This is a genomic window from Pseudomonas sp. AN3A02 (assembly GCF_011765255.1).
GTDB lineage: Bacteria > Pseudomonadota > Gammaproteobacteria > Pseudomonadales > Pseudomonadaceae > Aquipseudomonas.
The window spans coordinates 1,879,539-1,891,911 of record NZ_JAARNI010000001.1 but is presented as its reverse complement, the minus strand read 5'-3'; the positions used below and the strand labels follow the sequence as shown (position 1 = coordinate 1,891,911).

The following is a 12,373-nucleotide window of genomic DNA, read 5'->3' as shown; positions in this document are numbered from 1 at the left end:
TGTCGGCAGGTTCAGGCCGTGTGCTTGACCTCAAACCCGGACAGGCTGACATCATCACGATGCCCCAGCAGCTCGGCCACCACCGACGTCGGCGACTTGTGTTTGTAGGCGTTGTAGTTGTTAACCGAATCGTGGAACAGCTGCCGTGAGAACGCGACGCGGCTTTCCAGGCTGGTAATCTCCGCGGCGGGTGACGAGGCGTTTTGCGCGGTGGCCAATTGTTGCTCAGCCTCTTTGAATTGGCCGAAGGCTTTTTTGCAACGATCAAGCAGCGCCACCAGTTCCCGGTAGGTGCCGAACACGTAAAGCGCGAGCAAGGTGACAATAGTCACGAAAATGATGATGACGTGGGTACCAGTCATTGGACTTCCTGAGCAGCTGGAAAAAAGAACCAATCTTATCTGATTAATCGTCGCCTCGGTCGTTGGCCGTCCATCCATCCGCCGCTTCAATCACTTCGCTGAATGATTCTTCACGGCTGCGGTCGGAATCTTTACGCGTCATTCATTGAAGGAAGTGCCCATGAAGTCCAAATCCCTTGTTGCCTGCCTGCTGGTTGCCGCGAGCCTGTCCGCCGCGAGTCTCACCGTCCAGGCCGCGGATACCCCGCAAAAAACCGTGCAGCCTTCAAACATCAATACCCGCGACCTCAAGACGGGCGACCGCGCTCCAGACATTCTGATGCGTAAGGAATCGGCCATTGCCGATTGGAAGAAACGTGGCTTGAAGCAACCGGAAGAAGACAGCCAGTGGGCTCGGGTAAACGACAAGTACGTGTTGCTCAAAACCACCAACGGCACGATTCTCGACATCACGCCGGTTAAAAAATAAGGCGTTCAGCGGGATGAGCGACCAAGTCCTTATCCCGCTGCATTTATTTTTTGCATAAATGCATAAATCAGCATTTATTTCGTCTCATCTTGCGTTAAGGTACATCCGCTTGCGGGCTGCAATGGCCCCGTTACCACGACCAGAATGAGAGCAGGATGCTTGCCACAATAAGAAACTACCCACGTACCGTGAATCTGCTGCTGTCGGCCACGCTGATCCTCACGCTGGCCAAAGCCATCACGTTTCCGTACCTCGTAATCTACCTCACCAACCACTTCGCCCTCGATATCAGCCAGGTCGGCCTGGTGATCGGCAGCTCGCTGATCGTCGGTTCGCTGCTCAGTGTCTACGGCGGTTTCCTGGTAGACCGCATCAACAGTTATCGGCTGTTGCTCAGCCTGAGCGTAGTGTTTGCCCTGGGGTTTATCGGCACGGTGCTGGCCCGGGAAATCTGGTCGTTCTATAGCTGCCTGATCCTGATCAACCTGGCGTACGCGGTGATCGACATTGCGATCAAGTCCGGGTTTGCCAGCCTGTTGCCGGAAGATGAACGCAGCGAAGCGTTTTCCATCAAGTACACCCTGACCAATATCGGTTATGCCGTAGGGCCGTTTTTTGGCGCGATGATAGCCAAGCTCGATATCAGCTTGCCATTTATCTTGTCGGCCGTTCTGGGCCTTGGATTTTTCCTGCTGTATTGGCGTTGGGGCGACCGCACCTTGGCCACCGTCGACACCACGCAAAAGCCGGTGTCATTCCTCGCCGTGGGCCGCGTACTGCTGCGGGATCATCGGCTGGTGTGCTTCACCATCGGCGGCCTGCTCAGTGCCGTGGTGTTTGGCCAGTTCACCGCGTACCTCTCGCAATACCTGGTGACTACCACCACGGCTGAATACACCTACACGATTATCAGCGCGGTACTCACCACCAACGCCGTGTTGGTGATCACCCTGCAATACGCGATTGGCCGGCGGATTTCCCACCGTTACCTGAGCCAGTGGCTGATCTTCGGCCTGGGCATGTTCATGCTGGGGGTGATTGGTTTTGCCCTGGCGAGCAACGTGTGGTGGTGGATCCTTGCGATGGCGATTTTCACCGTGGGTGAAATCGTGGTGTTCCCGGCCGAGTACATGTTTATCGACCGCATCGCCCCGGACCATCTGCGAGGCATGTATTACGGCGCGCAAAACCTCTCCAACCTCGGCGCTGCCCTGGGGCCGGTGCTGTGCGGGCTGGTACTGGCCAGCCTGCCGGCCCACTACATGTTCTACATGTTGGCAGCGTTTATCGTCGGCGGAGGGGTGTTCTATTTTATCGGGGCGTCGTTGAAGGCCCGCTAAATACTGTAGGAGCGAGCTTGCTCGCGAAGGTCGTCAACGATAATGAGCCACGCCTGAATGAGCGCGGTGCCTGGGCGTTTTTCGCGAGCAAGCTCGCTCCTACAGTTACAGCGGGCGTAGCGGCAGGTCATCCAGCCTGACTTTGCCGACGGTGTTGCTCTGCAATTCGTAACGCAACTCGTCGACCATCTTTTCCACTTCCTGCGGGGTCTGCAGCTTGTTGACGCTGATCCCGGTGACCACCAGGTCCACCCGGCCGCTTTCGGCATCGAAGACTTTGAGGGTCAACGAGGCGTCACGGCACAGGGTGAACTCGCAGGTCAGGGGCGACAGGGCCTCTTCAATGCAGTTGCGCAGTTGGGAGAGCGTAAACATTAGGGCGCTCCTCAGCGACGACGCAGCAACAGGCCCAGCAGCAGGCCGACACCGGCGACAATCGCTACGGTAGCCAAGGGTTTTTGCTTGGCAAAGTCGCCAACGGTGTCCAGCGCGTCACCGTAGGTTTGCTGCAATTGGCCTGCGGCCTGGCGGGCCACACCTTCGGCCTGGAGACGTTCGTCACCGGTCAGATCACCCAGAAAACCTTGAGCCTTGCCGGCCACTTTTTCGACGGCGCCTTTGACTTGTTCGCTTTTCATGACGGATTCCTTAAAGGGCATGACATCTCAACAGCACAGGACCCAAAGCCCTGTGCCCACCCTTCAAGGTTAAGCAGTGCACCCTCGTGCAATAAGGCGAATTTGCACCGGTCGCACTAGTGCATTTGCACTCTATTTCGGTTTTTTAACCCGCAATTCACCGGCAAACAGCCCGCGCTCACGGGCCCAGACGATGGCTGCACTACGGCTATGCACCCCCAGCTTGGAGTACACCGTGGCCACATGGTTACGCACGGTGTTGGGCGCCAGTTTCAGGCGCGAGGCAATCTCCTTGTCGGCCAGGCCTTCGCAAATCAGGCCCAGTACATCGCGCTCACGGGCGGTCAGGTCGGTGAAGGAAATGTTCGGTACATTGGGGCTGTTGACGCTCTTGGCATTGGCCAGTTTTTCAATCAGCGTCTGGCTGAACCATGAGGCGTCCTGCATTACTTCCTCGATCGCGGCTACCAGTTCCAGCTCGGAGCGCTTGCGTTCGGTGATGTTCATCAGCACCAGCAGGTAGCAGGGCACGTCCTGGATGCTCACGGTGTCGGCAGACAGCACGCAGTCGATCAGCTCATTGCCTTTCTTGCGGATCTTCAGGTCGAGGCCGTCGAGGTTGCCGGCTTTTTCCAGGGTGGTGAACAGTTGCGTGCTCGCCTGGGGACTGTCGATAAAGTCGATGTCTTCGATGGATTTGCCGATCAGTTCTTCACTGGTATAGCCGGTGATGGTCATGAAGGCTTCGTTGATATCCACCACTTGGCGGTTGGCGGCGTTGCACACCAGGGTTGGCACCGGCGTCAGGCGGAAGGACTTGGCGAAGCGTTCCTCGCTCTGGCGCAGGGCGGTTTCGGCTTTGCGGCGCGGCTCCAGGTCGGTGAAGGAAAACAGCATGCAGTCTTCCTCATTCATGTCCAGCGGCTGGCCGGCCACGATCACCAGCTTGCTGCCGCCTTCGGGCAGTTTCAGCTCGGCTTGCATCTGCGGAATGGTCGCACCTTCCCCCAGGCGTTTCACGGCGAGGTCTTTGTTTTCGGCCTGCTCCAACACGTCCAGTTCGTACACTGAGCGGCCGATCACCTGGTCGCGGTTGTAGCCGGTCATCTCCAGGAAGCCTTGGTTGACCTTGATATAGCGCAGGTCGCTCAAGCGGCAAATCACCGCCGGCGCCGGGTTGGCGTTGAAGGTTTTTTCGAAGCGCTGTTCGGCGCTGGCCCATTCGGTGGCGTCGCTCAGGATCAGTACCAGCAACTCCGGCTCACCGGACGCGTCGTCGAGCACCAGGCTGCGCAGGCGGTGCACCCAGGTCTTTTCCTCGTCGCCGGCAGACGTGACTTCCACCACCACATCGCTGAACTCTTCACCGTCCGCCACCCGGCTTAACGGGTAATTCTCAAGAGCCAGGGGGTGATTGTTGCGATACCGCAAGGCAAAGCGCGCGGCGTATTCCTTGGTGTTGGCACCCAGGTCTTCGACGTTATCCACGCCATGCATCAGCAGCGCGGCTTCATTGGCCCAGAGGATGGTCTGGTCGGCCTCGGCGAGGATCACCCCATCGGACAAGCCGGAGATGATCTGCTGCAGTTGGCGGCGGTTGGTTTCTTTGGCGAGGACGGCCTGGCTCATGCTTTCTCCTGGGGTAAGTCGCATAGGAAGTACGACACCTGAGGCTCAGGATAGTGCAGAGAAAGTGCACGGCGCGGGGTGCGAATGCACCAGTGCGCCTAGTGCAATTGTGCCGAGACCGAAGGGTAGGTGCCTCGCCAAACTGGCCACCTACCCACTGTTCAAAGGATTTAACATGACCAATGTCTATGAAACCAACCGTTCGCTGTTTCGAGTCTCCTGGGGCTCGGTATTGGCCGGTAGTGCAATTGCCCTGGTGACCTATTTGGTGTTGAGCGTACTCGGCACCGCAATTGGCGCCAGTGCTGTAAACCCGATGGCGGCCGGTAACCCGCTGAGCGGTTTTGGTACCGGTGCCGGGATCTGGCTGTTCGTCTCGACGTTGCTGGCCATCGGTGCCGGCGCATTCGTGGCCGGGCGTACCGCACCGGATCGCGGCGGCCTGCATGGCGTGTTGAGCTGGACCATCACCACCTTGTTCACCACCTGGCTGCTCGCTGCGCTGGCCACCAGCGTTGTCGGTGCCGCGGGTAACGTCGTCGGTAAAGGATTGTCGGCGGCCGGTAGTGGTATCGCCGCCGTGGCGCCGGGCATCAGCGACAGCGTCAAACAGCAACTGAATGAGCAGGGCATCAAGCTGGACTGGAACAGCCTGCAAGGCCAGCTCGACACGTTGCTCAAGCAGAGCGGCAAGCCTGAACTGGACCCTGCCAACGTCGAGCAAAAAGCCGATCAAGCCGCTGCGGATGGCAAGCAATCGGCCAACGATGCGGCGACCAACCCAGCCCAGGCGGGCGATGAACTGAAGCAGTGGTTCGAGCGCGTCAAGGCGTCCGGTGAGCCCGCCTTGAATGCAGCAGACAAGCAGGCGCTGGTTAACATCGTCGCTGCGCGTACCGGCAAGAGCCAGGCTGAAGCCACCCAGATCGTTGACAACTACGCCCAGGCCTACCAGCAGGCCGTGCAGAAGGTTGACGAGCTGAAGCAACAGGCTGAACAGAAAGCCCGCGAAGCCGGTGAAGTGGCGGCCAAGCAACTGTCCCGTGCGGCGTGGAGCACCTTGTTGATGTTGCTGCTGGGTGCGGCGTTGAGCTTCGGTGTAGGTCGCCTGGCGATCACTACACGTCGGGTGCCATTGGCCTGATCATGATGTGAGGTGCTGTCTGTGGCGAGGGAGCAAGCTCCCTCGCCACAATGCTTTCCCAGGCCATGTGGCTTCCTACGTCGACCCCGACTACATACACTACGCCTTGCGTGACTTGTCCGGTGACGCTAACCGGCCGCTCCGTGTACCGACCCCCGGCATCAGGGAAGCCTCCGCGCCGCTGCACCATCTGCTCCTGGCAAAAAAGTCTTTAGCTAACCCGACCTGTACATCGATCGCCGCCGCCAAGCGGCCCAGGCCGATCACTTGCAGCTGCTCTAATGCCTGGCGATTCCCCTCAGCCAGCCGAGCCTGCAACGCTCTTCCACCGAGCGCCGCGGCTGATGCCTTGAGCGTCTGAATAAAGAAAGGGCAGTTTTGGAAAGCGTCGCATTGTTGTCCTGACGAGCCACTCATTTCACGTTTCTAGCGTAAGACGAACGGTGTACCTACCTGTTAGATCTGACAGTAGACGGAGGGCAGTCATTGCCTTTAACTACATATGTCTTATAAAAATTCAATTCAGAAAATAGATTTTTTGTTTTCAGTTGATGAACGGTAGGAGATAACGTGATGAGTAATTCTTTATTGGCCGCTCCTAAAGCAACTAATGTAACTATTATTGGTGAGCTGATACCCGGCGGTTCAGTACGCGGCAGTTATTTCTTTGACGGTGCGGGAGCTGCTGAAGGAGACTCCAGTTATCGGTGGTATATTGATGAGGTTCCGTACGCACCAACCTCAAGATTGGACTTCCCAATTGGCTCAAATTTGGCGGGTAGAACACTGCGGTTTTCGGTGATTCCAAAGTCCGATTCAGGAGAGGCTGGGATAGAGGAAGTTTCGAATATATATAGAGTGGCGACGGGTTATCAAAATATCTCCGATGAGGAAAATAACAACAGCTTTATCAAGCAGCGTGGGAATTTTTCAATTTATAGTAATGAGCCAAGTGATCGAATATTTATTTCAAGTTCTGGCGCGTTCTCGGTTATGGATGGGGGCAGTCAGAGTATTATGGTTAAGGGAAGCGCTTCCTACGCTGGCGCGCCAGCCCCAGAAATTTTACAGTACCTGAGAAATAATCCGGCTACCCGTATTTATTCGACCGAGAAGGATTTTGCCGCTCTTGTTCCGGTGTTGGGAAGCACTACGCGGTTGTTACTATGGGGCGCCAATATCGGTAGCATTCCACCTGGGTTGGAGTTGAATAACGTAAAGTTTGTATATGGCAACTCTTCCGCTTTTGCTTTCATTTATGATAATCCGCCTCCAGGAAAAAATACTATTGGTGCGTTTGGTGATCCCGCGAATGGCGGCGTAGTTCCAGATGATATTCAGCGAGCATTATTGTTCGATAAGCCCAAAGCCATTTATGCGACGTCGCTGTCTTTTACAGTTTTAACGGAAGCTGGACGTCTCTACGCATGGGGGAATAGGGATGATGGGGGATTTATATCGGCGACAGTTAGAACTCAGTTGGATCGAATTCAGGTTGAGCGAGTCATTAGTACTGCCGGCGCATTTTGTGCAATTGGCCCTGAGCGATTTTCTGACCCTAAAATCAAAAGTGTTGTGACGTGGGGCAATACCCTTACCGGGGGGGTTCTTAATCCTTCAGATATTGAAGAGATTCTTGATCAGGACGGAGTTGTCCAAGTTGTGGCCAGTCGTAATGCTTTTTGTGCGATCACTAAACGGCGTAGTAAAGCATTGGCATGGGGTGGAGCGGACGGTGGGTTGATGACTGAGGCGGCAAAGGCACTTGCCGCGCGTGGAGGCATCGTGATGTGCAAGGGGGCCGCTTGGGCGTTTTGTATGATTAACAGTTTTGGAGATGCCGAAGCCTGGGGCAGATCCGATATGGGGGGGGCCACGCCACCACTAGGTGTTGCGGCTGAAGGACCGAGAGATGCCGAACAGTTGCTTAACGAAAGTGGTGAAAAACCACGCATCGCGGCAATGTTTAAGGCGCTGAACGTGGATGGTTGGTACCAAAAAAGCTTAACGGCCGTCTCTCAGGCGTGCGTGTGTGACTCGGCAGGGAATGATGGGAATAGTTTGTATCGATTAACCACTGCTTCTGGAGTAATTACACTTTCCTCGAATGATACGAGTTTCTTTTTATGTGGTCAGAATATGGATGGTACGACTAATAGTTTGATTGCGTGGGGGAATGCAGGTTACGGTGGTTCGATTCCTCAAGCGACCAGACAAGTGCTAATGGCAAGTCAAATAGAAAAGATACATTGTTCAAATGGTGCGTATGGAATCATTAGTGCTCAAGGCAGTGTTACAGGGGTCGTAACTGTTTTTGGCGGGAACAATAATCAGAACGAAGCAGGGCAGATTCCAGATAACTTGCAGGCCTATGTAGAGTCTGGAGTTCAAGAGCTTTATTCCATTAAGCAAATGCCGCCACGAGCACCCACTACTGTACGATTGTCCTCCGCTCTCGTCGCTAGGCGCGTGGATGGAAGTTATGTTGTCTGGGGCGCGAAGAATCTTGTGGCCAACGAATTAATCCTGCCAAAATGATAATATAAAGTGAGTGGCGGTGTTTGGCATTTTTCGTGCGGCCTTGGTGTTTTTTTTGCATTAAGGCTTCTGCTCAGCCTGTCTTGTCTAAAATTGGCGGGAGGTCAAAATGATAATTAACAAAAAAACCGCGGCGGGCCCCATTGCCTCCAATCTGGAAGTTATTGGAGATGCATTAGTGAGAGCTACGGTGCACGGTACCTATACCTATGAAAGTAACGGTGGTAATCATGAGGGTGTCTCTCGTTTTTATTGGCACATAAATGGTGTTCGCTTAATTGAAGAGGGGCAGCTCGATATTAAGTTGAAAGCGTCTGATGTTGGTGGGTTTCTGCAGTTTTCAGTAGTGCCTGTAGCTTCGGGTGGGGTTGAAGGTGTGGAAGCCTTTTCGGATTATTATGAAATACGTTCTGGTTTTCAAGGCATAAGTGATGAGGAGAACGAATGGTGTTACTTGAAGCAGAGAGGTAACTTTTCGTTTCATGTGCCAGAACCTGAAGATAGGATATTTGTATCTACTGGGGGCGTATTTGCGTTACTTGAGCCTGTCAGTGGTGATGTGTTTTTGGAAGGTCAGAATGGTTGGGGATTGCCGGTGCCTCCAGAAATAATAAACTTTCTAAGAAATAATAAAGCGATCAAGTTGTTTTCCTCAGAGTTCAGCTTTGCTGCATTGGTGATAGTGGGTTCTACTAATCAGTTATTATGTTGGGGAGCGACGATCCCGGCGGTTCTACCTCCGCTTCAGGGAATCAAGTCCGTTTACAGCACACGCAGTGCCTTTGCTTTCATTTATGACAATCCTGTGCCGGGTGCGAATAGCATTGGAGCGATAGGTCCGCTGAACAACCCCGCTTCGACAGTGCCTCTGGAAATTCAGCAGGCACTGTGGTTTGACCCTCCTGAAGCTATTTACGCCGCCGATGATGCCTTCGCCGTACGAACCCGGGGAGGTCGCGTATATGCTTGGGGGCAGGCTAATAACGGAGGCTCTATTCCAGCAAATGTGCGCTCACAACTCAATAGGATGTTTATCACGCGAATCGTCGCAACAGCTGTTTCATTCTGTGCGATCAGTGATGAGGGCGACATTGCGGTATGGGGGCTGGCAGCGGGGGGAGGTACGATTGCTGCGGACCGTCTGGAGAGGATTCTGGATGACGGCGGAGTGCAGTCGGTCATTGCTGCCACTACTTCTTTTTGCGCGATAACCAAGAACCGTCGCAGGGCAGTGAGTTGGGGACGAGCTGCCGAAGGTGGTGATATGTCTGCGTCTGCTGCTGCACTGGCTTTGCGGGGAAATATCGTTATCTGCAAATCAACTCGATGGGCCTTTTTGATGGTTAACAGCAATGGTCAGGCGGAGGCTTGGGGGGATACCCGATATGGAGGGGCGCCGCTCACCTCTCAAATAAAAAGGGAATTCAAAGCTGCGTTCAAAGACACTCATCCGGTACCTGGTTTCCCCAATCGTAATTCGGATAAGGCTAGCGCCACAAGACGACATGGCAACGTTTCTTCAACTGTCACTACTGTTGATGGAAATATAAGTTTGTATTCCAATGATGTCAGTTTTTTCCTGTTGAGTCGCCATGATGATGGTCGGACCAATTCCATTGTAGTGACAGGCTTGAACACTCATGGAGGGGCAATGAGCCCCGCACTGCGGCAAGTCTTAATGGCAAGCTTGATTCGCGATGTTTATTGCACCAATGGTGCTTATGGTGTCATCACCACAGCCGGAGGAACAGATGGAGCAGTGTTGGTATGGGGGGCAACTCTGGCAATGGAGGATGCTGGCGAGATTCCCCCCGAGCTTGCGCCTTATCTGCGCAGCGGAGTAACAGAGTTGTACTCCATCAAACGCTTTCCCTATGTCCAAGTACCGCCGCCGCCGCCGCCTATTCCCCCGCGTCCGGATCCATCGTTTGCAGCGCGACGAGTGGATGGCACCTATGTACTTTGGGGCGGAAATGTAAGAAATCAGTATCTCGACCCACAGAAAGCAACATTAGTTACTCCCTAGCCTTCTTTCGAAAAAGCTTGGGGACGGCTGCAATAGCCCTCCCCAAGAGATCGAAGCTGGGAAGAATTATGAAGCACCTTACCGATGACGTTTTGCGCTTCGTTCCAGAACCTGGATCTCATCAAGGAAAAACGTAGCGGCGGTGTTAACGGAAAAATAGATGACTGCGTTCTGCGTTTGCGCAGGAGTTACTGCAGGAGTCGTAAAAGTATGGCTGAATTTTTCCCAGTTTCTGTTAGGCATGACCGTTTTAACGCTTGTCTCACCGGCAAAGGCAGTCGTGATACTTGACGGCGTGGTGCTGCCCGTCGTCTTGCAATAGAAACTAATTTCATACTGGGTACTGTTCTTTAAGCCAGCGTATGCTTTTTCTATTCCGGGCTCGATCAATTCGGCTGCTGTCTTGGAAGCCCGCCAACACACATTTTGCGCTCCATCAATGGCGAGTTCCCCCCGTACTGAAACTTTATTGGCCCAACTGTTCCAGTTGCGATTGTCGAAGCTCGTGAAGTCCCTGAGTGCTGGCGTCAGTTTCCCTACCTGTACTACGCGGCGTAGTGAGTTCATGGGTGAGCCCGTGCCTCGCGTGACGCTGTAAAACACCTCGGTAAGACGTTGTTGAAATCGCCGCAGCTGATTTCCTGGAACATCAAATGTCAGGTCGCTGCGCGGTGGTGAATCCCCTACAGGACGACTGTCAGTGTATTCGACAGTGTCGTCTTCGCTGCCTGACAACATCGCGATCGTCAGCGTGTCAGAAGGATGCCAGCTTGCTTGCCTGGGAAGACGAATGGTGATTATTGGGAGATTGGGGTCCAGTTCATTACCCATCTGCTGATCGATAGTTGGCGCCGGCCATTCGCTAACCTCACCAACTACCCTTAGGTGCAAGTTGTAGGAGCGCTTATCTGGTAAGTCACCAGCCTGTAGTAAGTAATGAACGACTACGGTTCCTTTGGCAATGGCGACGACCAGCGCATTGTCGATTTCGAAATCATAGGTACCAGCCTCTGATATAGGCTGGCTCGGTGTGGCCGGCACTGAGTTCCCATCCCTATCTTTGCCGGCCCAGATGAGGGATGCGAGCAAGTAATGCTGAGCATCTGATTCATCGATATCGATCTGGAGCCTCACATTCCAGCTACCCAACTCTGCCAGACTGATAACGTCATGCTTAATGACGGGAAATACTACACGAGGTGCATTGGGGCGTTGTACATTCAGGTGTACGTCCACTCTGGTTCGCGCCGACCAACGTGCCCATTCGTCCGGGTAGTTACCGGTCGGGCCAATGACCTGGAAAGCCACAGGTATGAAGTCACCGTTTCCTGCGAGAGCGATCAACGAGTAGTCAATGAGTACAGAGATATCTTCGTCGACTTCATCCACGGTAACTCGGCGTGACACAGTTTGAGATCCCCAGGCGACGAGGATGAGGTCGTATGCCGCCATATTTACCCAATGCCTGCAGACGATTTCTACACCTAATCTGGCGCGCTCATCGTTTACGCCATTCAGCACCACATCCTCAGGCAGTTCGAATATCAGATTCTGATTGCCTTCCTCATCGTCGTCGGGATCTCGTCCCCCGGGACGGCGCAGGTTGACTCGTAAGCGAAGCGGTTTGGTCTCACTCGGATTTCCACCGGGCCGCTTTACCTGGGCATATACCGGATCGGCCCAAAACTCACGTATGTAATGTGGGAATACAGTAAACGGTATGCAACTTAATTCCTCGTCACCCTCGTGAATGATGTTGGAGGCTACTGCTATGGGGTGGTCACCCCAGAACAGATGAAACTCTGTGCCGAGAGGACTGGAAGGGGGGCGTTGCATACGCACGGTCAAGGGATGTTCGACGTGCCGCAGACCAATACCACCATCGGCAGGGCCTGCGGGATTTTCAGGGGCGTCAATATCCTCCGCAATGGGGGGCTGCATTCCAGGAATCTCTACGGCTGGCAAAAGATCGATCTCTACAGGGGGAGTGGACATGATGGGATCCTCGGGATTCATAGGCTCCGGCTTATGGGCGGCTCGGCAAAATCAATCAGATACTTAAAGAAAAGTTCTGGCTACTGTCAGAACTTACAGGTGGCGATGAACATAGGCTGTTGGCTTGAGTTGTTCGTCCTGATTTACGCGAGGCACCGAGTCCCAAGGGTGACTACGTGCCGGTGACGACTCATGGCGGTGTGTCCACCGGAATAGTGTCGCTTGCCCCTCT

At 54.2% G+C, this 12,373-nt stretch carries 10 protein-coding genes; 5 read left to right on the top strand and 5 right to left on the bottom strand.

What is annotated here, in order from left to right; translation table 11 throughout:
* Positions 1-11: 11 nt before the first annotated feature.
* Positions 12-362, bottom strand: coding sequence for a LemA family protein (locus HBJ59_RS08710; protein ID WP_076016900.1), 351 nt, complete (start codon positions 360-362; stop codon positions 12-14).
* Positions 363-522: 160 nt separating this feature from the next.
* On the opposite strand from HBJ59_RS08710, the gene HBJ59_RS08705 reads away from it, so the two are divergent.
* Positions 523-831, top strand: a complete 309-nt coding sequence (locus HBJ59_RS08705) for an RcnB family protein (protein ID WP_003211589.1) — start codon at positions 523-525, stop codon at positions 829-831.
* 155 nt (positions 832-986) lie between these two features.
* Positions 987-2,171, top strand: a complete 1,185-nt coding sequence (locus tag HBJ59_RS08700; protein WP_167663281.1) for an MFS transporter — start codon at positions 987-989, stop codon at positions 2,169-2,171.
* 105 nt (positions 2,172-2,276) lie between these two features.
* Here the strand turns inward: HBJ59_RS08700 and HBJ59_RS08695 are convergent, their stop codons facing one another.
* The 3 genes from HBJ59_RS08695 to HBJ59_RS08685 form a co-directional block, all read right to left on the bottom strand.
* Positions 2,277-2,546, bottom strand: coding sequence for a DUF1652 domain-containing protein (locus tag HBJ59_RS08695; RefSeq protein ID WP_167663280.1), 270 nt, complete (start codon positions 2,544-2,546; stop codon positions 2,277-2,279).
* An 11-nt stretch (positions 2,547-2,557) separates the two neighbouring features.
* The gene (locus HBJ59_RS08690; protein ID WP_003211583.1) at positions 2,558-2,809 is read right to left on the bottom strand and encodes a CsbD family protein; all 252 of its coding nucleotides are present in this window, start codon (positions 2,807-2,809) and stop codon (positions 2,558-2,560) included.
* A 132-nt stretch (positions 2,810-2,941) separates the two neighbouring features.
* The gene (locus HBJ59_RS08685; RefSeq protein WP_076016902.1) at positions 2,942-4,438 is read right to left on the bottom strand and encodes a PAS domain S-box protein; all 1,497 of its coding nucleotides are present in this window, start codon (positions 4,436-4,438) and stop codon (positions 2,942-2,944) included.
* Between the two features lie 175 nt (positions 4,439-4,613).
* On the opposite strand from HBJ59_RS08685, the gene HBJ59_RS08680 reads away from it, so the two are divergent.
* The 3 genes from HBJ59_RS08680 (at position 4,614) to HBJ59_RS08670 (ending at position 10,146) form a co-directional block, all read left to right on the top strand.
* The gene (locus HBJ59_RS08680; protein ID WP_167663279.1) at positions 4,614-5,582 is read left to right on the top strand and encodes a hypothetical protein; all 969 of its coding nucleotides are present in this window, start codon (positions 4,614-4,616) and stop codon (positions 5,580-5,582) included.
* A 573-nt stretch (positions 5,583-6,155) separates the two neighbouring features.
* The gene (locus HBJ59_RS08675; RefSeq protein ID WP_167663278.1) at positions 6,156-8,120 is read left to right on the top strand and encodes a hypothetical protein; all 1,965 of its coding nucleotides are present in this window, start codon (positions 6,156-6,158) and stop codon (positions 8,118-8,120) included.
* A 109-nt stretch (positions 8,121-8,229) separates the two neighbouring features.
* Positions 8,230-10,146, top strand: coding sequence for a hypothetical protein (locus HBJ59_RS08670; RefSeq protein WP_076016905.1), 1,917 nt, complete (start codon positions 8,230-8,232; stop codon positions 10,144-10,146).
* A gap of 78 nt (positions 10,147-10,224) precedes the next feature.
* Here HBJ59_RS08670 and HBJ59_RS08665 read toward each other — a convergent pair whose 3' ends face one another.
* Entirely contained in the window at positions 10,225-12,141 is a 1,917-nt protein-coding gene (locus HBJ59_RS08665) for a hypothetical protein (protein ID WP_167663277.1), read from the bottom strand.
* Positions 12,142-12,373: the final 232 nt, after the last annotated feature.